The organism is Luteimonas flava (assembly GCF_036584485.1).
GTDB lineage: Bacteria > Pseudomonadota > Gammaproteobacteria > Xanthomonadales > Xanthomonadaceae > Luteimonas > Luteimonas flava.
Window position 1 is genome coordinate 61,272 of the sequence record NZ_JAZHBM010000001.1, and the last position, 24,784, is coordinate 86,055.

Consider the following 24,784-nt stretch of genomic DNA (forward strand, 5'->3'; position numbering starts at 1 on the left):
CGCTTTTGTGGGAGCGCGCTTGCGCGCGATAGGCCGCACTGGGGCGCCTTCGAGCAAGCGCGTGCCCGCAGTGATGGTGAAGCGATCAGGCCGTGCCGGACAGCGCCGACAACTCCAGCCGCCCATCGGCATACGCACGCAGCACCGATCCCTGTTCGAACCAGTCGCCGAGCACGATGCGGCGGCAGTCGCGGCCGGCGACGTGCAGGTCGTGGATCGCAGGGCGGTGCGTGTGGCCGTGGATCATGGTGTCCACGCCATAGTGCGTGAACCAGTCCTCGACCGTCGCCGGTGCCACATCGGTGACGGTTTCCATCGTACCGTCGCCGCGCAAGCTCGCGGCACGCGCCTGGCTGGCATCGCGTGCGTGCTGGGCGAACGCGAGCCGCGCCGGTAGCGGCTGCGCGAGCATGTGCGCCTGCCACGCCGGATTGCGTACCTGGTTGCGCACCGCCTGGTATTCGACATCGCCGGTGCACAGCAGATCGCCGTGGGTCAGCAGCACCGGGCGGCCGTAGAGCGTGATCACCGCGGGGTCGGGCAGCAATGTCATGCCGGCGCGACGTGCGTATTCGTGGCCGACCAGGAAATCGCGGTTGCCGTGCATGAAGGCGACCGGCACGCCGGCGGACGACAAGGCGAACAGACGCGCCGCGACCTGCGCGCCGGCCTCCGACGGATCGTCATCGCCGACCCACGACTCGAACAGATCGCCGAGCACGTACAGCGCATCGGCGCTGCGCGCCTCGCCGTCGAGAAACGCGAGGAACAGCGCGGTGATCTCCGGACGCGCCGGATCCAGATGCAGGTCGGAGATGAAAAGCGTCGTCATGGCGCCATTGTAATCCGGCCGCCGGGGCCGGCTGGGCGCGCCGGTTAGAATGCGCGCTGTTCCCGCACCGGATTCCGCGCATGTCCTGCCGCACCCGTTTCGCCCCCAGTCCCACCGGCTACCTGCACATCGGCGGCGCGCGCACCGCGCTGTACTGCTGGCTGGAGGCGCGGCGTCGCGGCGGCGAGTTCGTGCTGCGCATCGAGGATACCGACCGCGAGCGCAGCACCCAGGCCGCGATCGACGCGATCCTCGAGGCGATGGAATGGCTGGGCCTGGGCTACGACGAAGGCCCGATCTACCAGACCCACCGCCTGGACCGCTACGCCGAAGTCGCCGAGCAGCTGGTCGCCGACGGCAAGGCCTACTACGCCTACGAGTCGAAGGCCGAGCTCGACGCGATGCGCGAAGCGGCGATGGCCGCGGGCGACAAGCCGCGCTACAACGGCGCCTACCGCGAGCGCAACGAACCGAAGCGCGACGATCCGAACCGCGTGATCCGCCTGAAGAATCCGCTCGAAGGCACGGTCGTCTGGGACGACAAGGTCAAGGGTCGCATCGAGATCGCCAACAGCGAACTCGACGATCTGGTGATCTTCCGCCCCGACGGCTACGCGACCTACAACTTCGCCGTCGTCGTCGACGATCTGGACATGGGCATCACCGATGTCGTGCGCGGCGACGACCACGTCAACAACACCCCGCGGCAGATCAACATCTACCGCGCGCTCGGCGCGGAAGTGCCCGCGTTCTCGCACCTGCCGATGATCCTCGACGAGCAGGGCGCCAAGCTGTCCAAGCGCACTGGTGCCGCCGACGTCATGCAGTACCGCGATGCCGGCTATCTGCCGCACGCGCTGCTGAACTATCTCGTGCGCCTGGGCTGGTCGCACGGCGACCAGGAGATCTTCTCGATCGCCGAGATGCAGCAGCTCTTCGACCTCAAGGACGTCAACGCCAAGGCCGCGCGCCTCGACATGGCCAAGCTCGGCTGGCTCAACCAGCAGTATCTGAAGTCCGACGACCCGGCTGCGGTCGCCGCGCATCTGGAGTGGCATCTGCGCAGCGACGGATACGACCTGTCGGCAGGTCCGGCGCCGGCCGATGTCGTCATCGCGTTGCGCGACCGCGTGCAGACGCTGAAGGAAATGTCCGAGCGCGCGGCGGTCTGGTATCGCCCGATCGCCGCCTACGAAGAGAAGGCGGTCGCCAAGCACCTGAAGGCGGAAGCGCGTGCACCGCTGGCCGATGTCCGCGCGCGTTTTGCCGCCTTGCCGGAGTGGAATGTCGAGGCGATCGACGCGGCGTTCCGCGAGACGGTCGAGACGTTGGGCCTCGGCATGGGCAAGGTCGCGCAGCCGTTGCGTGTCGCGATCACCGGCACGCAGGTGAGTCCGGATATCGGGCATACGGTGTATCTGGCGGGGCGCGAGGAGGCGCTGGCGCGGATCGATGTGGCGATCGGGATGATTCCGGAGGGGGATGCGGGCTGAGGCCGCGTCGCTCTGGATTTTGTTTCGCGCGTTGCTCTGCTTTTCAAGAGATTGAAGTGGCAGCGCTGCTTAGAGACCCGTAGGGCGCCGACCATGGATGGGCGGCGTTTTCCGACCGAGGCAGGATGCCGAGTCGGAAAATCCCAGTGCGCGTGACGCCGCGGGCTGTGGACGTGTCGGGGGGGCGTTTTCTTTGGTTCCGTTCCTTTGACTCGCATCTTCGATGCTCGCCCCTCCGGGGCCGGCTGCGCCGTTCGCGCTGCGCGCGTGGGCGTCAACCAAAAGAAATGAACTCGGCCGCGCCAGCGGACGAAAGCGTTTGACGTCGCTATTCCGCTTCGCGCTCACGGCGAGAAGCAACATCAAACGCTTCCACTCGCCTTGCGGCGAGCGGGTTCATTTCTTTTGCTGGCCCAAAAGAAACGGAACCAAAGAAAAGGGCCAGCCCCGACGAAGCAAATCCGGCCAGTCGTTCGTTCCGGGATTTTTCGACTCGCCATCCTGGCTCGGTCGAAAAACAGCGGGCATCCATGCCCGCTGCCCTACGGGTCCGCAGAGATCCGCTTCGCCGTCATGAAAAACGAGATCAACAGCAGGCGGCTCAGCCACACGTTGCAACGTCGCGATCGAGATGATCTGCCGAAGCGTTCGGCGAGCTGTCGACGATGGGGCGTGAAGCCCACTCAAGAAAAACTCGAGCACGCTTGAGTCAGTGCCCCCTCGCACCCATCATGGACGGATGGCCAAGCACGACCACACCTGCACGGATCCGCACCACCACGTCGATGACGCCGCGAGCTTCATCCGTGCGGTGGAGCACGCCTCCAGCGAACGCGGCCTGAGGCTGACGCCGATCCGCGCCTATGTGCTCGGGTTGATCGCCAAGGCCGGCAAGCCCCTCAAGGCCTACGACCTGCTCGACCAGGTGCGCGAGGGCGATGGCCCGGGTGCCGCGGCGCCGCCGACGGTGTACCGCGCGCTGGATTTCCTGCTGGCCAACGGCTTCATCCACAAGCTGCAGTCGGTCAATGCCTTCGTGGCCTGCCACCACCCCAGCACTGCGCAGCATTCGGTGCCGTTCCTGATCTGCGACCGCTGCCACAGCGCCGTGGAACTGGAAGACGAGGCGGTCGTCGCTTCGCTCGACGAGCGCGCCCGTGCACTCGGGTTCGTGCCGCAGGCGCAGACGCTGGAAGTGCACGGTCTCTGCGCGCAATGCGCGGACGCTGCCGCGGACTGACCGCAGCGGTCGGAATCGGGTCGCTCAGGCCGCGACAGGCGCGCGGGCAGGCAGACGGGCCTCGCGGATCGGCAGATTGGACGCGGCCGCCAGCAGGGCCAGCGCCATGTCGGCGTACCAGACCCACAGATAGGAGCCGGTCTTCGCGACCGCGACACCGCCCAGCCACGCGCCGAAGAACGCGCCGCTCTGGTGCGACAGCAGGGTCAGGCCGAACAGCGTTGCCAGGTAGCGCGGGCCGAACAGCTTGCCGACGAGCCCTGCTGTCGGCGGCACGGTCGCCAGCCAGCTCATGCCCAGGCCGATCGCGAACAGTATGAAGGTGGTCGGCGTCGGCGGCGACAGCACGTAGACGAGGATCATCACCGCGCGGCTGATGTAGATCGCGGTCAGCAGCCACTTCATGCGGTAGCGCTGGCCGAGCCAGCCGGCGCCGATGCTGCCGACGATGTTGAACAGGCCGATCAGCGACAGCGCCATCGCCGACACGCCGGCCGACAGGCCGCACATCGCGATCTCGGTCGGCAGATGCGTGACCAGGAACGCGATGTGGAAGCCGCAGGTGAAGAAGCCGAGGTGCAGCAACCAGTAGCTGCGGTCGCGCAGGGCGATGCGCAGTTGCGCGCGCAGGCCGATGTCGTCGTCCGCGATCGGCAGAACGGCTGCCCCTGGTGCTGCGGGCGGCAGTTTGCGCCGACGCAAAGGCCAAGCCAGCGGCAGCGTCGCCAGCGCGGTGGCCGCCATCGCCCACGCGGCGGCGGCCCAGCCGAACGCGCCGATCACCGTGGTCGCGAATGGCGCGTAGAGAAACTGGCCGAACGAGCCGCCGGCATTGACCACGCCCGAGGCCATCGAGCGCTTCTCCGCCGGAATCACGCGCGCAGTGCTGCCGATCAGGATCGAGAAACTGCCCGCGCCCGCGCCGGCGGCGCTGATCAGGCCGAGCGTCAGCAGCAGGCCCCATTCGGAGGCGAAGAACGGGGCCGCGGCCATGCCGGTGAACAGCAGCATGCCGCCGAAGACCAGCACGCGGCCACTGCCGCGCTGGTCGGCGATCGCGCCGAACACCGGCTGCACCGCGCCCCAGACGAACTGGCCGACCGCCAGCGCGAAACTGATCGCGGCGATGCCGAGCCCCGTATCCGCGGCGATCGGTTGCACGAACAGGCCCAGCGACTGTCGGATGCCCATCGTGATCATCATCATTGCGGTGGCGGCCAGCACCAGCGGCCACCAGCGCGAGGTGACAGGCGCGCTCATGCCGCGAGCTTCCGGGTGACGCGGTCGAGCACCGCGTGCAGGCCGCCGACCTCGTCGACACCCATCAGCGCCTCGACCTGCACCTGCGCCGCACGCCACAGCGGCTCGGCGCGCGCGACCACTGCGGCGCCGGCGGGCAGCACGTCGATCCGCCGCTGGCGCGCGTCATCCGGATCGCGCAACAGGCGCACCCAGCCGGCGGCGACCAGATGCTTGAGGTCGCGGCTGAGTGTGCTGCGCTCCATGCCGAGCGTCGTGGCGAGGACGCCGACGGTGCGCGGCTGGATCTGCGCGCGCCGCAGGATCGCGTACTGGTTGACGTTGAGCCCGGCCGGCGCGAGCGCCTGGTCGTAGCGCTGGGTCATCATCCGGCTCAGCTTGCGCAGGCGATGGCAGCTGCAGCCGAAGGCGGGAGCGTCGCGTGATTCGGGCACGGAGTCGGGCATTACGTGTATCTGCATCGGATTTTGGATGTATATACACCCAATTTGGACCGCGGGTGGGATCGAGTCCGGCGTGCCCATAAAAAAAGCCCCGCACCGGAGACCGGGGCGGGGCGGTGACGCACGCGTCACTGGAGAGAACGGAAACCGGTCAGCGCACGCCGATCAGAAGTAGACGCGGATGCCGCCGGCGATGGTGCGGCCCGGCAGCGGCGCGAAGTCGCGCAGCAGCGAGGTGTGCGGGCGGGCTTCTTCGTCGGTCAGGTTGCGGCCGTCGAGGAACAGCTCCCACTGGGTGCCGTCCGCTTCGCCGACGCGCCAGGCGACGCCCGCATTGACCAGCGTGTAGCCGGGGCTCGGCTCCTCCAGCGCAGCCACGCGGTCCTGCTTCTGGTAGCGCACCGCGCCGACGTTCGCGCGCCAGCCGCCGAGGGTCCAGTTGATGTCGGCGCCGATACGCGACGGTGCGATGCGCGGCAGGTCGCCGCCCAGCGCGATGTCGGTTTCGTAGTTGTGCGCGTGGTCGCCGTGCGGCACCGCGAACTGCACGGTGCGCGTGCCGCTGCCGTCGAGCTCCGCGCGTACCACATCGCCGAACACACGCAGATCGAAATCACCGGCATCGGATTCCAGCAGGTGGAACTTCGCCTCGGCCTCGGCGCCGCGGAAGGTCGCATCGCCCTGCGTCCACAGCCGCACCGGGAAGCCCTGTTCGGCGATGCCGGTATCGGTGAGGTAGGTGAAGCGCTTGAACTGCGTCTGGTAGACGGCGGCCTTGAACTCCACGCGATCGGTGTGTGCGTGCAGGCCGATTTCGAGGCGCTGGCCGCGCTCGGTGTCGAGATCCGCATCGCCGATCTCGATCGAGCGTGTGGCGATGTGCGGGCCGGCCGCGAACAGTTCCTCGTTGGTCGGGGCGCGCTCGGACACGTCGGCGCCGAAGCGCAGATCGAACACGTCCGACAGATGCCAGATCGCTGCGCCCGACAGGCTGCTGGCGCTGAACTTGCGGGATTCGTTCGCGACCGGATCGATCTCGACGCGTTCGTGGCGGCCGCCGAATTCGAGCTTCACCGGGCCGAATTCCTTCTCCTGCACGATGAACAGACCGAGGGTATCGGTCACGCTCGGCGGCACGAACGCCTCTTCGCCGACCGCGCCGAAGTCGACGTGGCCGATCTGCAGGCCGAACGCGCCGTCCCAACCGTTGAACGTTTTCTGCACCGCTTCGATGCGCGCCTCGGTGCCCTTGTTGGTGAAGCGGGTCGCAGGCGTGTCGCCTTCGAGTTCGACGTGCTCGTAATCGTTGTAGGCCGCGCGCACGTTCAAGGCGCTGAGGAACGGCAGCGGGTCGTAAAGGCCGCCCTTCAGGTCGACGCGGTTCTGCACCATGTCGATGCGCACCGAGCCGTGTTCGTCGTGACCCTCTTCTTCATGGTCATGGTCGTGATCGTGATCGTGGTCGTGCCCGCCTTCTTCGGCATGCACGTGCGCGCCATCCGGCAGGCCGTAGTTGGTGCGGTAGGTGCTGACCGCGACGCCGAGATGCCCGCGCTCGCCGAAGTACGTTGCGCCGACGGCGCCGGCGCGCGTGCGGATCGAACTGTTGGGCAGGGTGCCGAACGCGTTCTCTTCGTCCGCGTGTTCGTGGTCGTGATCATGGTCGTGATCGTGGTCTTCGGGCACCTGGGCAAAGCCCGGGATGTCGAAGTCGCCGGTGTTGCGGATCAGGCCATCGACATGCAGCACGAGGTTGTCGCCGCTGACGCCGTCGAGGCGGAACATGCCGCTGCGCTCATCGTTGCCGTTGGCGGCGCGCAGTTCGGCGCGGCCGCTGATCGGACGGTCCGGCACTTCGCGCGCGATGCGACCGTCGACCACGTTGACCGCGCCGCCGATCGCGCCGCTGCCGTAGAGCAGGTTGGCCGGGCCCTTGAGCACTTCGATCTGGTCGGCGAGGAAGGGCTCGATGCTGACCGCGTGGTCGGCGCTGACCGTGGAGGCGTCCATGCTGCCGATGCCGCCGGAGAGCACCTGCACGCGCGGACCTTCCTGGCCGCGGATGATCGGCCGGCCGACGCCGGTGCCGAACGAGCCGCTCTGCACGCCGGGCAGCGAGGACACGGTGTCGCCGAGGGTGCCGGACTTGCGATCCTCCAGCGCGTCGCCATACAGCACCTCCACCGGGTGCGCGAGATCCTCGGCGTCGCCGCCGAGCGGTGTGGCGGTGACCTGCACGCGGTCGAGCGTGGTCGGATGCGCATGGGTCTGGCTGGTGGCCTGGGCGAACGCGGCGGCCGGCAGCAGCAGGGCGACGGCGATGGCGAGGCGGGTCGGGACGGGGGCGGAACGGCGGCTTGTGGTCATTGCGGATGCAGTACACTGGTGGGCGAAGAGGGAATGTTATAATGTTACGCAAATCCCCGCACCCCCCAAAAGACATGCCTGCACACAATTCCACTCTGCAGCGCGCAGACCGCGTCGGCTTCGCCGCTTCGTTTCTGTGCGCCGTGCATTGCGCGCTGCTGCCGGTCGCGCTGGCGCTGCTGCCGGCGTTCGGTCTCAACGTGGGCGGCTGGGTCGACATCGACCAGGCTTTCGTCGTGTTCGCCACGCTGCTGGGCGCGACCACGCTCACCCTGGGCTGGCGCCGCCATCGCGCCTTCCATGCCTGGATGCTGCTGATTCCCGGTCTGGCGCTGGTCTGGGCCGGCTCGTTCACGCACCTGCACGACCACACGATCACCCATGCCGTGGTGATGACCATCGGCGGCCTGCTGCTGGCCGGCGCGCATCTGCTGAACCTGCGTCTGACCCACGCCCGCGCGGGGCGCTGAGCGGCTTCACAGGCCGGGCCGCGTGCTAGAATCCGCGGTCCTGTGCGCCCTGGCGGCGCACATACGCGTCAAACGCATTCAACACGCAGCACTCCAGGAGCACAGTAATGGGCAAGGGCGACCGCAAGACCCTCAAGGGCAAGCGTTACAACTCGAGCTATGGCAACAGCCGCTCGAAGGGCCTGATCAAGGCCACCGGCACCGCGACCGCACCGGTCGTGAAGAAGGCCGCCGGCAGCAAGACCGTCGCCAAGGCACCGGCGAAGAAGGCCGTCGCGAAGAAGGCCTGAGTTCCAGGCCCCCACCGCGCGTCGAAAGCCCCGCATCCGCGGGGCTTTCGCGTTTCAGGGGAGGGCGATCGGCCTCAGGCCAGACGCTTGCCACCGGCGAACGACATCGCCATCAGCGGACCGCCGAGCCAGTAGACGAGTTCGGCCGGCTGCGCGACCTGCCAGCAGGCGAAATCCGCGCGCTGACCCACGGCCAGCGTGCCGCGATCCGACAGGCCGAGCGCGCGCGCTGCATGCACGGTCGCGCCGCGCAGGGCTTCTTCCGGCGTCAGCCGGAAATGCGTGCACGCCAGCTGCATCGCCTGGCGCAGCGACAGCAGCGGCGACGTGCCGGGATTGCAGTCGGTCGCCACCGCCATCGGCACGCCGGCCGCGCGGAACGCATCGAGCGGCGGCAGCGTGGTTTCGCGGAGCACGTGAAATGCGCCCGGCAGCAACACCGCGACGGTGCCGGCCGCGGCCATCGCGGCAACGCCAGCCGGCGAGGTGTGTTCGACGTGGTCGGCCGACAGGCCACCGAACTCGGCCACCAGCGCGGCACCTGCGCCGTCGCTGAGCTGGTCGGCGTGCAGTTTCACCGGCAGGCCGAGCGTGCGCGCGATGTCGAACACGCGGCGCGTCTGATCGACGCTGAAGGCGATGCGTTCGGCGAAGGCGTCCACGGCATCGACCAGATCTTCTTCGTGCAGGCGCTGCAGCCATTCGCAGACCGCGTCGATGTAGGCATCGCCGCGGCCGGCGAACTCCGGCGGCAGAGCGTGCGCGCCGAGAAACGTGGTGCGCACGGTGATGCCGAGCACCTCGCCGATCCGGCGCGCGACGCGCAGCATCTTGCGTTCGTTGTCGAAGTCGAGGCCGTAGCCGGACTTGATTTCCAGCGTCGTCGCGCCGTCGGCGACCAGCGCACGCGCGCGCGGCAACGACTGCGCGAGCAACGCGTCCTCGTCGGCCTCGCGTACTGCGCGCACCGTCGAGACGATGCCACCTCCTGCGCGCGCGATCTCCTCATAGCTCGCGCCCTGCAGGCGTTGCTCGAACTCGGCCGCGCGGTTGCCCGCGAACACCGTATGCGTGTGGCAGTCGATGAGCCCGGGCGTGACCAGGCCGTCGGTTTCGACGACGAGATCGGCGTTGGCCTCCGCGTCCGCGGGCAGTCCGCTGCGCGGACCGGCGTAGACGATCACACCGTCGCGCCAGCCGAGCGCACCGTCGTCGATCAGGCCGTAGCCGCCGTCGTCCGCCAGCGTGGCAAGCGTCGCGCCCAGCAGCAGTCCGTCCCAGGATTCAGTCGCCACCGCCGCCTCCATCGCCGCCGCCGTCCGAGCCGAAATCACCGCCGTCATGGCGTCCGTGTCTCGACCCGCCCTCGACTAGGGCGCCATCGCCGCCGGACGGCGTGTCGGACTGCCGTTTCCGGCTCGAGGACACGCCGGCGAACACCGCCACCAGACCGCCGGCGACGGCGACCAGTGCGCACAGTAGCGCGATCGAAGTTGGACTCATCGGATGTTCCCGGGCGGAAGACCGGCTAGCCTACCGCACACGTTTTCGAGGAGCCGGCCCGATGCACGATGTCCCTGCGATCCACGCCGCGCGCACGTCCGCAGGCTGGCGTCTGCCCGGTATCGCGAATCTGCATTCGCATGCGTTCCAGCGGGCGATGGCCGGCCTCGCCGAAGTGCAGACCGATCCTGCGGACTCGTTCTGGACCTGGCGCGAGACCATGTACCGCATGGCGGGGCGCTTTGATCCCGACACGCTGCGCGCGGTCGCCACGCAACTCTATGTCGAAATGCTGGAAGCCGGCTATACGACGGTGTGCGAGTTCCATTACGTCCATCACGCACTCGACGGCGCGCCCTACGCGCCTGCGAGCGCAATGGCCGATGCGCTGATCGACGCCGCGCGCGCGACCGGCATCCGGCTGACGCTGCTGCCGGTGCTGTACATGACCGGCGGTTTCGACGGGCGGCCACTCGGCGAACGCCAGCGACGCTTCGGCCATGACGTCGACGGCTATCTGCGGATGTTCGCCGATCTGCACGCGCGCCAGGACGACACGCTGCGCGTCGGCTGCGCGCTGCACAGCCTGCGCGCCGTGCCGGCCGATGCGATGCACGCGGTGCTGGCCGCACTGCCGGCGGATGCGCGCATGCACATCCACATCGCCGAACAGGTGCCTGAAGTCGACGAATGCATCGCATTGCGTGGTGCGCGCCCGGTCGCCTGGCTGCTCGACAACGCACCGGTCGATACCCGCTGGACGCTGGTGCACGCAACGCATCTCGATGCTGCGGAAATCGCCGGCATCGTCCGCAGCGGCGCGACCGTCGCGCTGTGTCCGACCACCGAAGCCAATCTCGGCGACGGTCTGTTTCCGCTGCGCGATTACCTCAACGCCGGCGGCGCCTGGGGCATCGGCTCCGATTCGCACATCTCCGTGTCGCCGGTCGAAGAATTGCGCTGGCTCGAATACGGACAGCGCCTGGTGACGCAGCGCCGCAACATCGCGGTCGCAGCCGCCACGCCCAGCGTCGGCGCAACGCTGTTCGCAGGCGTGCAGGCGAGCGCCGCAGCATCGACCGGTTTCGACGCGCATGACGACGCGGTGGTGCTGGACGCGGACGCACCACTGCTCGCGGGCGCGACGAAAGACGATGTGCTCGACCGCTGGCTGTTCGCCGGCAACCGCCCGCTGGTGCGCGAGGTGCACGTGGCCGGTCGGCAGGTCGTTGCGGATGGACGTCATGCATTGCATGCGGACGCCGCGCGCGGTTATGCGGATGCGATGCAGAGACTGCTGGCCGATTGAGCCGCTGGCGCGCGATCGGGTTGTCTTTGCTGCAAATGCGACGATGCAGACGAGGTCGTGGCATGCAGCACCGAACAGATCGCAACGGCGGGCGCATCCGACGCAGGCGCGATCGCGGACTCCGTACCGCGATCAGCCAGCGCGTGCGCCCGTCTTGATCGTGTCGAACAGATCGGCGCGGGGCCATGCGCCCTCGAGCGTCAGCAGGAATTCCTTGGTCGGCAGACCGCCGCCGAAACCCGTGAGTGCGCCGCTGGCGCCGATGACGCGGTGGCAGGGCACGACGATCGACAGGGGATTGCGGCCGTTTGCGGCGCCGACCGCGCGGCTCGCATTCGGCTTGCCGACCATGCGGGCGAGTTCGACGTAGCTCGCGGTGCTGCCGTAGGGAATACGCGTCAGCGCGTCCCAGACCTGTCGTTGGAATGGCGTACCGCGCGCGGCGAACGGCAGGTCGAAGGTCTGGCGCTTGCCGGCGAAGTAGTCGGCGAGCTGCTCCGCGGTCGCATCGAGCACGGGATGCGCACCATCGCGCCAGTCGTCACCGCGCGGCACCGGATGCCGGTGCTCGGCGAACTCGACGGCGTGCAGGCCGGCACCGGATGCGGCGAGAAACAGCAGGCCGACCGGACTGGCGATGGTGCGGGTGAAGACCGTGGCGGTGTCTGGATTCATGGCGATGGACTCCGGGTGGAACGGGCGCGTGGGCGCGTCGGTGTCGCAGTACGCGCGGGCGTGGACGCGGACGCTTCGCGCCACAGATGGAAGACCGCGTAGCCGCGCCACGGGCGCCAGGCTTCCGCACGCGCACGCAGCGCCTTCGCGGTGATACGGCTGCCGTCGGTCGGCAGCATCTTCTGCAGCACGAGATCCTCGGCGGGAAACGCGTCGGGATGACCGAGCGCGCGCAGCGCGATGTAGTGCGCGGTCCACGGCCCGATGCCGGGCAGGGCGACCCAGCGTTCGATGAAGTCGTCGAGCGTGCGGGCGCGATCGAAGTCCACGCGGCCGTCGCGCAGCGCGGCCGCGATGCCGCGGATCGTCGCGATGCGGCTGCCGATCAGGCCGAGACCGTCGAAGTCGGCATCGACGAGCGCGTCCGGCGTCGGGAACAGATGCGCGAAGCCTTGTGCGACGAACGGCTCCGGCAACGGCGTGCCGAAGCGCTGCGACAGCCGTGCGGTCAGCGTGCGCGCGGCGGCGACACTGACCTGCTGCCCGATGACCGCGCGCACCGCGATCTCGAAACCGTCCCAGCCGCTGGGCAGACGCAGGCCGGGGCGTGCGCGCAGCAATGGCGCCAGGCGCGTGTCCTGGGCGAGATGCGCGGCGATCGTGTCCGGATCCGCGTCGAGATCGAACATGCGACGCACGCGCTGCACCGTGTCCTGCAGGCGCGTCGGCGGACACCCGTGCAGCTGCATCCGCAACGCGGCGGGTGCGGGATCGGCGCGCGACGCAGGCCACGCATCGACACGCAGCCAGCCAGGCGTCTCCGCATCCCCGATCACGCGGGTGTACGCAACGTCGTCGACGACCTCGATGCCGGGCAGCGCGCGGCCGCGCAGGAAGTCGAGCATCGCCGGCAGGTCATAGGGCGGGCGGTAACCGAGGCGCAGCGTCAACGCGTCGCCGGTCGCCTCGCGCGGCGCCTTGCGCAGATCGCGTGGCGGCATGCGGTAGGCGTCCTGGAACACGGCATTGAACCGCCGCACGCTGTTGAATCCAGCCGCGAGCGCGACCCCGGTGATCGGCAGCGCGGTTTCGGTCAACAATTGCTTGGCGAACAGCAGGCGCCGCGTGCCATGGACACCGACCGGCGCGGCGCCGAGGCGTTCGACGAACAGGCGCCGCAACTGGCGCTCGCCGATGTGCAGGCGCCCGGCCAGTTCCGAAAGCGGCGCGTCGTTCAAGGCGCCTTGTTCGATCAGGGCCAAGGCCCGCGCGACGATATCGTCGCCGCGATGCCAGTGGCCATCCGACGGCGCGAGTTCCGGCCGGCAGCGCAGGCAGGGACGGAATCCTGCAGCTTCGGCTGCGGCGGCGTTGGGGTAGTAGACGACGTTCGCGGCCTTCGGCGCGGGCGCCGGGCAGACCGGCCGGCAGTAGATGCCGGTCGTGCGCACTGCGGTAAAAAACAGGCCGTCGAAGCGCGCGTCCCGGCTCAGGCGCGCCTGTTCGCAGATGTCGGTGGCGGGCAGGGGCGGGGACATGCGACGCAGGCTAGCACCGGAGGCGGGTGATGACTGGCCGGATTCGGACATGGATGTTGTGGGGTGTGTCGCGAGGGTCTGCCCTCACCCCAACCCCTCTCCCGGAGGGAGAGGGGGCTCAAGGGCGTCGTGATCGGACGGTCTCCTGCGGAAAACTTCAGACACATGACGCGGCAACGATGCAAAGCCCCTCTCCCCTTGGGAGAGGGGTGGGGTGAGGGCAGACGCTCGCACCCAACTCGACCCCGAACCCGGAACTCCAAATTTCTACTCTCCGAAACGCAGTGGCACTCTCTGCGGATCCAACGCCGCGCAATCAGCCCCGCCTCAGCGCACCCCATCCCGCAACGCCGGCACCAGCGTCTGCGCATTCCCGTCGTTCTTCGCCGGCATCACCCCGATCAACCGCGCCAGCATCGGATACAGATCGACGTTGTCGAACCCGTCCAGCGTCACGCCGGTGCGGAACGCCGGTCCATTCGCGATGAACACCGCGCGCATCTCCGGCAGGGCGGGGTCGTAGCCATGCGAGCCGCGGGTGTGCGTCGGGCGTCGCGCGAATGCATCGCGCGGGATCGCGTCCCAGCCCTTGTGCATCTGGCAGACGATCGGCGGCACGCGCGGGTGTGTGCCGAACTGCCAGCGTGCCGGCATCTCGCCCTTGCGCCAGCAGTCGTACTGTGCGTGCGCACCGAGCAGCTTGCGGGCCACCTGCGCCTCGAAGCCGGCGTTGGGCACGATGCCGATGACCTGGCCGGTCGAGGTCACGCGCGCCTCTTCCATCGTCACCATGTCCTCGACCGCGATCACCTGGCCCGGCGGCACTTCGGCCATGCCGTGATCGGACACCACGACCAGATTCACGCGGTCCTGCAGGCCGCGCGTGCGCAGGCCGTGGACCAGCCGCCCCAGCGCCGCGTCAACCGCCTGCAGCGCGGCGTGCAGCTGCGGCGAATCCGGGCCGTAGTCGTGGCCGGCCGAGTCGGTGTGTTCGAAATACAGCGTCGCGAACGCCGGGCGCGTCGCGGTGGGCTCGGACAGCCAGTCGAGCACCATGTCGACGCGCGACTCGAGCGGGCGCGTGTCGTCGAAGGGATACCAGCGCGTCGGACGCACGCCGTGCACCGGCGCCTCGCTGCCCGGCCACGACAGTGTCGCGGTGCGCAGGCCGGCGTTCTCCGCCGTCACCCAGAGCGGCTCGCCGTCGCCGTACCAGGCGCCATTGCCGACCGCCTCGCGGTCCGACAGGCGGAAATCACCGAGCGTCGAGTCGACCATCGAGTTGTGGATCAGGCCGTGGTGGTCGGGCCGCAGGCCGGTGACCAGCGTGTAGTGGTTCGGAAAGGTCAGCGACGGATACGACGGCCTCATCCAGGCCTGCACGCCGCCGCGCGCCAGCGCATCGAGATGCGGGGTTTCGCCGCGTCCGAGGTAATCGGGGCGCAGGCCGTCCAGCGAGACCAGCAGCAGCGTCGGGCGTGCATCTGCCGCGGGCGTCGAGGCGGATGCGGCGGTGGATTCGGACAGCGGCGCGACCGTGGCACAGGCGGTCAGCAGCAACAGCGGGAGCAGCGCAGACGCGCGCAGACAGGTCGATCGAGACATCCGTACAGGATACCGGCGGGACATGACGGCTCGCAGTCAGCCGCATGAAGCCATGCACAACGCAGTCGACACGCGGGCTGAACATTCATCGTCCGCAGACCACGCCGCGGCGCAGCGCGCGTATCGTGTCGCCACCGATGGACTGCACCGGGAGGTGCCCAATGAAGCATGCATGGTGGACGGCGGCGATCTTCGCCGGCCTCGCGTTCGGTGCGGTCTCACAGGTCGCCCACGCGCAGCAGCAGCAGGAAGAGGAAGAGGAATCCGCACGCGATCGTGGCCAGCGCGCCAGTCCGTCGGATCGTTTCTGCATCCGCGAAACCGGTTCGCGCGTCACCGCGGCCCGCAATGCGCGTTCCAAGCGTGCCGAGCAGGAATGCACCACGGGTGGCGGCCGCGTCTACACGCGCGAGGACATCGACCGCACCGGTTCGGCCGACATCAAGGACGCGTTGCGCAGGCTCGACCCCTCGATCTTCTGACCGGCATCGATCGCCGCACACAGAACGCCCGGCTCGCGCCGGGCGTTTTCGTTGCGGGCGTCAGCAGGCGTCGCTGCGACCGGTGGTCCACCGCAGGCCGCGCAGCAGCTGCGCGCGGAATACGGGGTCGGCATACAGCGCCGGATCATGGCCGAGGCCGGTGTACCAGGCGCGGCCTCCGGCGTTCGTATGGCACCAGGCGATGGGATGGTCGTCGCCCATGCGGCCGTCGGGATGCGAGGCCGGATCGATCGAGGCGGTCACCTGCACGAACAACCGTGGATTGCGCCGGTAGTCGTAGATCTCGTCGGTGACGCGCCAGTCGCGCAGGCCGTCCGGCCCGGCGTCGTGTTCAAACACCACACGCACCGACTGCAGGCCTTCGGGATGCCGCGCGAACCATGCGCCGACCAGATCGCCGTACCAGGGCCAGGTGTAGCCACTGTCGGCTGCCGCATGCACGCCCATGAAGCCGCCGCCTGCGGCGACGTAACGTTCGAACGCGGCCTGCTGCGTGGGGTCGAGGACTTCCCGTGTCGTGCTGACGAAGACGACGGCCTTGTAATGCGCGAGTCCGGCGTCGGTGAACCGCGTGGCGTCTTCGGTCGCATCGACCGTGAATCCGGATTGCGCGCCGAGGGCCTGCAGGGTGTCGAGGGCGACCGGGATCGAGTCGTGGCGGAAGCCCGCAGTGCGCGAGAACAGCAATACGCGCGTCGGCGCGGCATCGACCGCCTGCGTCGCGTGTGGTGTCGATCCGGCGTGCGTGGCGCAGCCGGCGAGGGCCATCGCGCAAGTGGCGGCGAATACGGAGCGAGGATTCATGGTGCGAGGATAGGGCGGCGGCGCATCTGCGCTCACGCCGCAGCGCACCAGTCGGCATGGCGATGCGATGCGATAATCGCGCCATCGACTTCAACGGAACGCCGCAATGACCGACGCCTCGCGCCACGACCCGTCCCGCACGATCCGCGCGCCGCGCGGCAGCGAGCTGACCTGCCGGTCGTGGCTCACCGAAGCGCCGTTCCGCATGCTGCAGAACAATCTCGATCCCGATGTCGCCGAGCGGCCCGAGGACCTCGTCGTCTACGGCGGCATCGGCCGCGCCGCGCGCGACTGGGCTTGCTACGACGCGATCCTCGAATCGCTCAAAACCCTCGGCGACGACGAAACGCTGCTGGTGCAGTCCGGCAAGCCGGTCGGCGTGTTCCGTACCCACAGCGATGCACCGCGCGTGCTGATCGCCAACTCGAACCTGGTGCCGCACTGGGCGACGTGGGAGCACTTCCACGAACTCGACCGCAAGGGTCTGGCGATGTACGGCCAGATGACCGCCGGTTCGTGGATCTACATCGGCAGCCAGGGCATCGTGCAGGGCACCTACGAAACCTTCGTCGAGATGGGGCGCCAGCATTACGGCGGCGATCTGAGCGGCAAGTGGATCCTCACTGCCGGCCTCGGCGGTATGGGCGGCGCCCAGCCGCTGGCCGCGAGTCTCGCCGGTGCGTGTTCGCTGACCATCGAATGCCAGCAGAGCCGCATCGATTTCCGCATCAAGACCCGCTACGTCGACGAGCAGGCCACCGATCTCGACGACGCACTCGCGCGCATCGAGAAGTACGCACAGGCCGGCGAAGCAAAATCCATCGCGCTTCTGGGCAACGCGGCCGAAGTGCTGCCGGAACTGGTGAGGCGCGGCGTGCGCCCGGACTGCGTCACCGACCAGACCAGCGCGCACGATCCCGTGCACGGTTACCTGCCGATCGGCTGGAGCGTCGAGCGCTGGATCGCCGAGCAGGCCGCGAATCCCGAGGCCGTGCGCGATGCCGCCAAGGCCTCGATGCGCGTGCACGTCGAGGCGATGCTCGCCTTCTACGCCGCCGGCATTCCGACCGTCGACTACGGCAACAACATCCGCCAGATGGCCCAGGACGAAGGCTGCACCAACGCCTTCGATTTCCCCGGCTTCGTGCCGGCGTACGTGCGCCCGCTGTTCTGCCGCGGCATCGGCCCGTTCCGCTGGGTCGCACTGAGCGGCGATCCCGAGGACATCGCCAAGACCGATGCCAAGGTCAAGGCGCTGATCCCCGACGATGCGCATCTGCACCGCTGGCTCGACATGGCCGCCGAGCGCATCGCCTACCAGGGCCTGCCCGCGCGCATCTGCTGGGTGGGTCTGGGCGTGCGCGACAAGCTCGGCCTCGCGTTCAACGAGATGGTGCGCAACGGCGAGCTCAAGGCCCCGATCGTCATCGGCCGCGACCATCTCGATTCGGGTTCGGTCGCCTCGCCGAACCGCGAGACCGAAGCCATGCAGGACGGTTCCGATGCCGTCAGCGACTGGCCGCTGCTCAACGCGATGCTCAACGTCGCCGGTGGCGCGACCTGGGTGAGCCTGCACCACGGCGGCGGCGTCGGCATGGGCTACTCGCAGCACTCGGGCGTGGTCATCGTCTGCGACGGCACGGAAGAAGCGGACAAGCGCATCGCCCGCGTGCTGTGGAACGACCCCGGCACCGGCGTCATGCGCCATGCCGATGCCGGTTACGACATCGCGAAGGACTGCGCCCGCGAACAGGGCCTCAAGCTGCCGATGGTGCAGGCATGAGCGCCGCCACCGACCGCGTGCCGCTGCGCATCGATTTCGTCTCCGATGTCGTCTGCCCCTGGTGCGCCATCGGCCTGGCCGCACTCGAACAGGCGCTCGCGCGCCTGCCGGCGAACGTCGACGTCGACTTCCACGTGCGCCCCTTCGAACTCAACCCGCAGATGGCGCCCGAAGGCGAGGACATCGCCGAGCACTTGGCCCGCAAGTACGGCATGTCGCCCGAGCAATTGACCGCCGCCCGCGCCAACATCGAAAGCCGCGGTGCCGATGTCGGGTTTGCGTTCGGCGACCGCCTGCGCACCTGGAATACCTTCGACGCCCATCGCCTGCTGCACTGGGCCGGCATCGCAGGCCGGCAACGCGACCTCAAGCGCGCGCTGCTGCAGGCGTATCACGGCGACGGCGAGAACGTCAGCGACCACGCCACGCTGGTACGCATTGCCGCGAGCGTGGGACTGGATGCCGGGCGCGCCGCCGCAATTCTTGCGTCGGACGAATATGCCGACGCCGTGCGCACCGACGAACAGGTCTTCATCCGCAGCGGCATCAACAGCGTGCCGGCGGTGATCATCGACCAGCAGCACCTGATTTCGGGTGGGCAGCCGGTGGACGTGTTCGAGCGGGCGTTGAGGGAGATTCTGGCGGGGAAAGCAGGCGGGGCAGGGACTGGCGCCGAATAGACGCACCGGCATCGAGGGTTCGGGCGCTCGGCGAGATCCGTTCGCTCTACGAGGCATCCGATTTTGTCTGGCGGACTGCGTGGCGTCGCGCGGGGTGCCGAGTGGCGGACTTGGCACCGCTCGTGGGGTATTCGGGCCTCAGGCGTCAGCGCTGCGCCGCGGCGGGTGACGCCGCGATGCGGTGATCCCAGTCGCTCGTCGCGTGCTCCGCGAGCCAATCGACGATCGCATCGAACCGCGCCTGGTCGAGCGCATGCCCACGCTCGACGCGGAGTTCGGTGATGAAGTCGCCGGCGACTTTGGCGACGACCTGATCCGCGTCGCGCGAATATTTGTCCTCGGAGCCCGACACCACCAGCGTCGGACGCGGGCTGATGGCCGACAGCACATCGTGCGTGTCGATCAGCTGCGCCAAGCCCGGTACGGCTTCGAACAGGGTGATGCCGGTCTCTTCGCGGCGGCGGGTGTCGAAGCTGCAGACCGCGCCGCTGATGCAGGCGAATCGGCAGCGCGGGTCGACAGCGGCGTGGTACAGCGCGGTGTAGCCGCCGTAGGAATGACCGGCGATGCCGACGCGGCGTGCGTCGAGTCCGGCCGCGTCGATCAGCACGCTCAACGCGCGCTGGGCGTCGTCGAGTCCCTTGCGCATCAGCGTGTCGCCGTCGAGCAGGCGGTAGCTCATGGCGCTGTAGTGCTGCAGCCAGTCGTAATCGTGCGGCTCGACGCCGTGGACTTGGCCGCGGCGATCCTCGAACGTGAGGGCGTCCGGCGCCAGCACGGCGAGGCCGCGACGCGCGAGCGCCGGGCCGAAGGCTTGGAACGGGCTGCCGACATCGCCGGCGACCTCGCTCTTGCCGAAGTGGAACTCGCCGTTGTGCTGGTGGAAGACCACCACGCCGCCTCGCGCGCGCTGCGCCGCGGGCATGAAGAGAAACGCGGGAATGATGTCGCCTTCGAGACCGCGGTATTCGATGCGCTGCCGGGTGTAGCCGTCGAACGCGGTCATGTCGCCGCGTTCGAACGCGACGGGCACAGGCGGCGCAAGCTGGAGGCGCTCTCGAAGCATTGCACCGATGTCGTTGGTCATGCGGAGTCCGGGAGAAGGTGTGCCGATGCCTGATGTTCGAGTCGCGTTCCCGAGGTCCGCGCATGTATCGAGCGCGGGCGCGCTCAGTGATGCGTATGCGCGTCGTCATCCGACGCAGTTGCGTCGGCAGGAACGCCGCGGTCCTGAAGCCAGCGCTGCATCTGCGCGATCTCGGTTTCCTGTGCGGCGATGACCTGCTGCGCGAGGGCGCGCACTTCCGGGTCGGTGCCGTGTTCGAGCACGACGCGGGCCATGTCGATGGCGCCCTGGTGATGCGGAATCATGCCGCGCATGAAGTCCACATCGGCGTCGCCGGTGAAGCCGGCGCCCATACCGGCGTGCATGGTCTCGTTGATGCGCTGGTAGGCCAACGTGGACGCGCTCGCGGTGTCGCTTTCGGCTGCTGCGGCCGCGTGCACGGATTCGACTGCTGCAGGCGATGCCGCGCCGGCGTCGCGCATGGGTGCGGTGTCGGCGGCATCACGCGCACAGGCCGCGAGCAGGGCGGTCATCGCCATCAACGGGATCAGGCGCATGCAGAAGGACCTCGGATATGCGTGGAGCGCGACACCTTGCCCGGTCGACGCAGCGCTTGTCCAATACGCGGCCCTACATGCAACGTGCTGTGGCGGTGGGCGCGTTGGAGCAGCGGGCAGACGACCCGAATGCGCTGCCGTCCGAGCGCGTGTCGCGGCGAACAGGGGCCCCGCAGGTCAGTGGATTTGCGCAGGAATCGGTGCGTCCGGGTCCGGAGTCGCCGAACCGCCCGGCAGCTGGGAGAATGGTCGGGCCTGCCCCGTCCCTGCCCGAGACCACCTTGACCCCTTCGGATCCGAACGATTTCCATGGCGCGCGCGATGCCGAGCGCGTCGAGCTCGCGCTCGCTGCCGGTGCGATCGTCGGCACGTGGTTCTGGGACGTTCTGCGCGACAACGTGACGATCGACGACGCGCTCGCCGAAGCCTTCGGGCTGGACCCGGATGTCGCACGCGGCGATCTGCGGCTGGAGGAGATCGTTGAGTATGTGCATCCCGAAGACCGCGCCGGCCTGAAGGCGGCGATCGAAGGAGCCGTGCGTCGCGGCGGACGCTACGCGCACGCCTACCGGACGCTGGGCAAGGACCGCGAGTACCGGTGGATCGAGGCGATCGGCCGCGTCGATCTGGACGCCGACGGCAAGGCGGTCGGGTTTCCGGGCGTGCTGATTGATATCGAGGAGCGACGGCGCGTCGAGGCCGAGCGCGACCAGGCGCAGACGCTGCTGCGTTCGTTCGTCGAGAGCGCGCCGGGCGTGATGTACGCCAAGGATCGGCGGGGGCGCATCGTGATCGGCAATCGCGGCACGACCGAGCTGATCGGCCGACCGCCCGAGGCCTACATCGGACGGACCGACGCCGAACTGCTCGGCGATCCTGCGCAGGCCGCCGCGGTGATGGCGACCGACGAGCGCATCATGTCGAGCGGGCGCGCGGAGCAGATCGAGGAGGAGGTAAGTTTCCCCGATGGTCGGCGCGCGTGGTGGCTGTCGACCAAGGCGCCGCTGCGCGACGCGGATGGCACCGTCACCGGTCTGGTCGGCACCTCGCTCGACATCACCGATCGCAAGGCCGCCGAAGCGCGGCATCACGAGATCGAGGAGCGCTACCGGCTCGCGGCCCGCGCCACCAACGATGCGATCTGGGACTGGCGCATGGACGACGGCCACGTGATCTGGAACGAGGCGCTGACCACGTTGTTCGGCCATCCCGAGACCGAGACGGATGCGAACTGGTGGATCGACCACATCCATCCCGACGACCGCGCGCGGATCGACACGCAGATCCATGCGGTCATCGAAGGCGAGGGTTCGGTGTGGACCGGCGAGTACCGCTTCGAGCGTGCCGACGGCAGCTACGCATCGGTGCTCGACCGGGGCACCGTGCTGCGCAATGCGGCGGGCGAGCCGGTGCGCATGATCGGCGCGATGCTGGACCTGTCGGCGAGCAAGGCCGCCGAGGCCGCGCTGACGCAGAGCGAGGAGCGTCTGCGTCTGGCGACCGACGCCGGCGACATGGGCTTCTGGGATGTCGACATGGTGCACGACCTGCTGATCTGGCCGCCGCGCACCAAGGCCATGTTCGGCATCTCGGCCGATGCGGACGTCTCGCTCAGCGATTTCTATGACGGCCTGCATCCGCAGGACCGGGACGCCACCAGCGCCGCATTCGATGCCGCGGCCGATCCGCAGCGACGCGCGTTCTACGACGTGGAATACCGCACCGTCGGCAAGGAGGACGGCATCGTGCGCTGGGTCGCGGCCAAGGGGCGCGGCCTGTTCGAGGGCGACCGCTGCCTGCGCGTGCTCGGCGTCGCCATCGACGTGACCCAGCGCAAGCGCGCCGATGCGCGGCTGCAGGAGTTGAACGAAGAACTGGAAAGCCGCGTACGCGCAGAGGTCGCCGAACGCACGCGCATCGAGGATGCGTTGCGGCAGAGCCAGAAGATGGAAGCCGTTGGCCAGCTGACCGGCGGCATCGCGCACGATTTCAACAACATGCTCGCCGCCGTCATCGGTCCGCTGGACCTGCTGGCCTCGCGCCTGAAGGACCATCCCGACCCGCGCACCAGGCGTTACATCGACATGGCGATCGACGGTGCCAGCCGCGCCGCGCAGCTCACCCAGCGCCTGCTCGCGTTCTCGCGCCAGCAGCCGCTGCAACCGGTGCCGCTGGATGCGAACCGGCTGGTCGCGGGCATGTCGGATCTGCTGGCGCATTCGCTGGGCAGCAGCGTGCGGCTGCAGACCGATCTCGCTGCGGACCTGTGGCCCACGCACGTGGATGCGAACCAGCTCGAGAACGTGATCCTCAATCTCGCGGTCAATGCACGCGACGCCATGCCCGGCGGCGGACGATTGACGATCGCCACCGCCAACAGCGTGATCGAGCCGGCCTACTTCACCGGGCTGCAGGACGTGCCTCCCGGGCAGTACGTGCGCATCACCGTGTCCGACGATGGCGCCGGCATGCCGCCCGAGGTGATGGCCAAGGCCTTCGATCCGTTCTACACGACCAAGAAGGTCGGCAAGGGCACGGGTCTGGGGCTGTCGCAGGTCTACGGCTTCGTCAAACAGTCGGCCGGCCACGTGCGGATGGCGTCGGAAGTGGGGCAGGGCACGGTCGTGCAGATCTGGTTGCCGCGGCTCGAAGGCGGCGCCGGAATCGCGGCGCCGGCCGGTGCGGAAGCTGCGGAGCTGCCGCATGGGCACCAGGAACTGGTGCTGGTCGTCGACGACGAGCCGGCCGTGCGGCAGTTCTCCACCGATGCCTTGACCGAACTCGGTTATCGCGTCGTCGCGGCCGACGGCGCGGCGCGTGCGCTGCAGCTGCTCGACCTGCATCCCGACATCGCACTTCTGTTCACCGACGTGGTGATGCCCGAGGTCAACGGCCGCCAGCTGGCCGACGAAGCGCTGAAGCGGCGTCCGGATCTCAAGGTGCTGTTCACCACGGGCAACAGCCGCAACACCCTCGTCCAGGATGGCGTGCTGGCGCCCGGCGTGCAGCTGATCGGCAAGCCGTTCACGGTCGACGCACTGGCGGCGCGCGTGGGCGCGGCGCTCGCTGCGACAGGCGAGACGCCGACGGGCTGAGTGCAGCCGGCGGGCGATGTCCGTCGCCGGAAGTCACGATGGCGAACGCCACGGGTGGATCTCGGCGATGCGGCTTACAGTCGATTGCAGATCGAAGGGGAACGCCGATGCATGCACGAACGGACCGAAGCGCGCAGCCGGGATCGCACGCCTGGCGGGTGTGGCTGGTCGTGACGGTGCTGCTGGCCGAGCTGGCGCATCTGGCCTGGGAGCACGCGCACGGCGGCATCGTCAGCCACCATCTGCTCGCGCGTCCGGACCTGCCTGCGGTGTGGAACGGCTGGGGTCTGGTGCTGCTACCCGCATTGGCGTGGTTCGTCACCGGGCGTGTCGCGCGGCGCATCGCACGTCACATCGACAGGCGTCGCGGGGTCCGTGTCGCGTGGCTCGGCTTCTGCGTCGCTGCGGCGGCGGGGGCCGCACTCTCGGTCGCCTTTGTCAGCGGCGTGGAAGACGCGGCGTTCGCGGTGCTGGTGTCGGCGCTGGTGCTGGGGCTGCTGTTGCCTGCGTACCGCGCCGAATGCCTGCTGGGCTTCGTCCTCGCGATGACCTTCACCTTCGGCGCGGTGCTGCCGCTGCTGATCGGCGGCATCGTGGCGACCGTCTCGGCCATCGCGCATCTGGTCCTGTATGCGCTGGCGCGGCATGTGTGGCGCCGGACGCGCGGGCGCGCAGCGGTCGCCTGACACGCAACGGCTTGTGCAGCGGCCCGTGCGTCGCCATCTTGTGGGGACCCGCGAACTGCCGGAATCCCCATGAGCCGTTTCGATCTCACCCCGCCTTCCGCCGAGCAGCGCGCCGCGCTGGAAGCCGACCTGTCCGCCGACGAGCGCCGAGTGCTCTTGCAGCACGGCACCGAAGCGCCGTTCTGCGGCGTGTTCCTCGACAACAAGCGCGAGGGCGTCTACTGCTGCCGCCTGTGCGCGCTGCCGCTGTTCCGCTCCAGCGCGAAGTTCGATTCGGGCACCGGCTGGCCGAGTTTCTTCGCGCCCTACGATCCCGCGCACATCACCCTGATCCGCGACACCAGCCACGGCATGATCCGCGTCGAGGAAGTCTGCGCGCGCTGCGGCAGCCATCTGGGCCATGTGTTCCCGGACGGCCCGCCGCCGACGCACGAGCGGCACTGCCTGAATTCCGTGGCGCTGACCTTCGTCGGCGAAGGCGAGCCGCTCGCCGATCCGCTGCAGCGGGGCGGCGCCGAGGCCGGCGCCGCCTGAGGCGACACTCCGTTCCGCACATGCAAACGGCGCCCCTCGAGGCGCCGTTTG

Annotated in this window: 24 protein-coding genes; 11 read left to right on the forward strand and 13 right to left on the reverse strand. The window is 68.9% G+C overall.

Annotation, left to right across the window (positions count from 1 at the left end):
• Window positions 1–85: 85 nt before the first annotated feature.
• Window positions 86–832: a UDP-2,3-diacylglucosamine diphosphatase gene (gene lpxH / locus V3391_RS00345; RefSeq protein ID WP_332076433.1), complete on the reverse strand. Its 747-nt coding sequence runs from the start codon at window positions 830–832 to the stop codon at window positions 86–88.
• An 80-nt stretch (window positions 833–912) separates the two neighbouring features.
• Here lpxH and gltX point away from each other — a divergent pair, with 80 nt between their 5' ends.
• Entirely contained in the window at window positions 913–2,325 is a 1,413-nt protein-coding gene (gene gltX, locus V3391_RS00350; protein ID WP_332076434.1) for a glutamate--tRNA ligase, read from the forward strand.
• 328 nt (window positions 2,326–2,653) lie between these two features.
• On the opposite strand, the gene V3391_RS00355 is transcribed toward gltX, so the two are convergent.
• Window positions 2,654–2,857: a hypothetical protein gene (locus V3391_RS00355; RefSeq protein ID WP_332076435.1), complete on the reverse strand. Its 204-nt coding sequence runs from the start codon at window positions 2,855–2,857 to the stop codon at window positions 2,654–2,656.
• 207 nt (window positions 2,858–3,064) lie between these two features.
• Here V3391_RS00355 and V3391_RS00360 point away from each other — a divergent pair, with 207 nt between their 5' ends.
• Window positions 3,065–3,565 (forward strand): transcriptional repressor, encoded by a 501-nt coding sequence (locus tag V3391_RS00360; protein WP_232134513.1) that lies wholly within the window; start codon window positions 3,065–3,067, stop codon window positions 3,563–3,565.
• Window positions 3,566–3,589: 24 nt separating this feature from the next.
• Here V3391_RS00360 and V3391_RS00365 read toward each other — a convergent pair whose 3' ends face one another.
• The 3 genes from V3391_RS00365 to V3391_RS00375 all read right to left on the reverse strand — a co-directional run bounded on the left by V3391_RS00365 (window position 3,590) and on the right by V3391_RS00375 (window position 7,635).
• Window positions 3,590–4,825, reverse strand: a complete 1,236-nt coding sequence (locus V3391_RS00365; RefSeq protein WP_332076436.1) for an MFS transporter — start codon at window positions 4,823–4,825, stop codon at window positions 3,590–3,592.
• Complete coding sequence (locus tag V3391_RS00370; RefSeq protein ID WP_332076438.1) at window positions 4,822–5,271, reverse strand: MarR family winged helix-turn-helix transcriptional regulator; 450 nt, start codon at window positions 5,269–5,271, stop codon at window positions 4,822–4,824. Before V3391_RS00370 ends, V3391_RS00365 begins: the two co-directional genes overlap by 4 nt.
• A gap of 162 nt (window positions 5,272–5,433) precedes the next feature.
• Window positions 5,434–7,635 (reverse strand): TonB-dependent receptor, encoded by a 2,202-nt coding sequence (locus V3391_RS00375; protein ID WP_332076439.1) that lies wholly within the window; start codon window positions 7,633–7,635, stop codon window positions 5,434–5,436.
• Window positions 7,636–7,709: 74 nt separating this feature from the next.
• Here V3391_RS00375 and V3391_RS00380 point away from each other — a divergent pair, with 74 nt between their 5' ends.
• Together V3391_RS00380 and V3391_RS00385 are read left to right on the forward strand one after the other, a co-directional pair.
• Entirely contained in the window at window positions 7,710–8,105 is a 396-nt protein-coding gene (locus V3391_RS00380; RefSeq protein ID WP_232134517.1) for a MerC domain-containing protein, read from the forward strand.
• Window positions 8,106–8,212: 107 nt separating this feature from the next.
• Window positions 8,213–8,395, forward strand: a complete 183-nt coding sequence (locus V3391_RS00385; RefSeq protein WP_232134518.1) for a 30S ribosomal protein THX — start codon at window positions 8,213–8,215, stop codon at window positions 8,393–8,395.
• A gap of 74 nt (window positions 8,396–8,469) precedes the next feature.
• Here the strand turns inward: V3391_RS00385 and hutI are convergent, their stop codons facing one another.
• Complete coding sequence (hutI, locus tag V3391_RS00390; protein WP_332076440.1) at window positions 8,470–9,690, reverse strand: imidazolonepropionase; 1,221 nt, start codon at window positions 9,688–9,690, stop codon at window positions 8,470–8,472.
• On the reverse strand, window positions 9,680–9,898 hold the full coding sequence (locus V3391_RS00395) for a hypothetical protein (protein WP_332076441.1): 219 nt from the start codon (window positions 9,896–9,898) through the stop codon (window positions 9,680–9,682). The genes hutI and V3391_RS00395 overlap by 11 nt, the downstream gene beginning before the upstream one ends.
• 61 nt (window positions 9,899–9,959) lie before the next feature.
• On the opposite strand from V3391_RS00395, the gene V3391_RS00400 reads away from it, so the two are divergent.
• Window positions 9,960–11,207 carry a formimidoylglutamate deiminase gene (locus tag V3391_RS00400; RefSeq protein WP_332076442.1) on the forward strand — a complete coding sequence of 416 codons (1,248 nt, stop codon included), beginning with the start codon at window positions 9,960–9,962 and terminating at the stop codon, window positions 11,205–11,207.
• Window positions 11,208–11,339: 132 nt separating this feature from the next.
• On the opposite strand, the gene V3391_RS00405 is transcribed toward V3391_RS00400, so the two are convergent.
• The 3 genes from V3391_RS00405 to V3391_RS00415 form a co-directional block, all read right to left on the reverse strand.
• Complete coding sequence (locus tag V3391_RS00405; RefSeq protein WP_332076443.1) at window positions 11,340–11,882, reverse strand: methylated-DNA--[protein]-cysteine S-methyltransferase; 543 nt, start codon at window positions 11,880–11,882, stop codon at window positions 11,340–11,342.
• The gene (locus tag V3391_RS00410) at window positions 11,879–13,420 is read right to left on the reverse strand and encodes a DNA-3-methyladenine glycosylase 2 family protein (protein ID WP_332076444.1); all 1,542 of its coding nucleotides are present in this window, start codon (window positions 13,418–13,420) and stop codon (window positions 11,879–11,881) included. Before V3391_RS00410 ends, V3391_RS00405 begins: the two co-directional genes overlap by 4 nt.
• Window positions 13,421–13,747: 327 nt before the next feature.
• Complete coding sequence (locus V3391_RS00415; RefSeq protein ID WP_332076445.1) at window positions 13,748–15,025, reverse strand: alkaline phosphatase family protein; 1,278 nt, start codon at window positions 15,023–15,025, stop codon at window positions 13,748–13,750.
• Window positions 15,026–15,186: 161 nt separating this feature from the next.
• Between V3391_RS00415 and V3391_RS00420 the strand changes: the two genes are divergently transcribed.
• A complete protein-coding gene (locus tag V3391_RS00420) occupies window positions 15,187–15,507 on the forward strand; it encodes a hypothetical protein (RefSeq protein ID WP_332076446.1) in 321 nt (106 codons plus the stop codon).
• A gap of 60 nt (window positions 15,508–15,567) precedes the next feature.
• On the opposite strand, the gene V3391_RS00425 is transcribed toward V3391_RS00420, so the two are convergent.
• On the reverse strand, window positions 15,568–16,332 hold the full coding sequence (locus tag V3391_RS00425; protein ID WP_332076447.1) for a ThuA domain-containing protein: 765 nt from the start codon (window positions 16,330–16,332) through the stop codon (window positions 15,568–15,570).
• A 106-nt stretch (window positions 16,333–16,438) separates the two neighbouring features.
• Between V3391_RS00425 and hutU the strand changes: the two genes are divergently transcribed.
• Entirely contained in the window at window positions 16,439–18,115 is a 1,677-nt protein-coding gene (gene hutU, locus V3391_RS00430) for a urocanate hydratase (RefSeq protein WP_332076448.1), read from the forward strand.
• The gene (locus V3391_RS00435) at window positions 18,112–18,795 is read left to right on the forward strand and encodes a DsbA family oxidoreductase (RefSeq protein WP_332076449.1); all 684 of its coding nucleotides are present in this window, start codon (window positions 18,112–18,114) and stop codon (window positions 18,793–18,795) included. The genes hutU and V3391_RS00435 overlap by 4 nt, the downstream gene beginning before the upstream one ends.
• A gap of 145 nt (window positions 18,796–18,940) precedes the next feature.
• On the opposite strand, the gene V3391_RS00440 is transcribed toward V3391_RS00435, so the two are convergent.
• Together V3391_RS00440 and copM are read right to left on the reverse strand one after the other, a co-directional pair.
• On the reverse strand, window positions 18,941–19,882 hold the full coding sequence (locus V3391_RS00440; protein ID WP_332076450.1) for an alpha/beta hydrolase family protein: 942 nt from the start codon (window positions 19,880–19,882) through the stop codon (window positions 18,941–18,943).
• An 83-nt stretch (window positions 19,883–19,965) separates the two neighbouring features.
• Complete coding sequence (gene copM, locus V3391_RS00445; protein WP_332076451.1) at window positions 19,966–20,418, reverse strand: CopM family metallochaperone; 453 nt, start codon at window positions 20,416–20,418, stop codon at window positions 19,966–19,968.
• A 281-nt stretch (window positions 20,419–20,699) separates the two neighbouring features.
• Between copM and V3391_RS00450 the strand changes: the two genes are divergently transcribed.
• From V3391_RS00450 to msrB, 3 genes are all read left to right on the forward strand, one after another.
• Complete coding sequence (locus tag V3391_RS00450; RefSeq protein ID WP_332076452.1) at window positions 20,700–23,513, forward strand: PAS domain-containing hybrid sensor histidine kinase/response regulator; 2,814 nt, start codon at window positions 20,700–20,702, stop codon at window positions 23,511–23,513.
• A 107-nt stretch (window positions 23,514–23,620) separates the two neighbouring features.
• Window positions 23,621–24,199, forward strand: coding sequence for a hypothetical protein (locus V3391_RS00455; RefSeq protein WP_332076453.1), 579 nt, complete (start codon window positions 23,621–23,623; stop codon window positions 24,197–24,199).
• A gap of 69 nt (window positions 24,200–24,268) precedes the next feature.
• A complete protein-coding gene (msrB, locus tag V3391_RS00460) occupies window positions 24,269–24,733 on the forward strand; it encodes a peptide-methionine (R)-S-oxide reductase MsrB (RefSeq protein WP_332076454.1) in 465 nt (154 codons plus the stop codon).
• Window positions 24,734–24,784 lie beyond the last annotated feature (51 nt).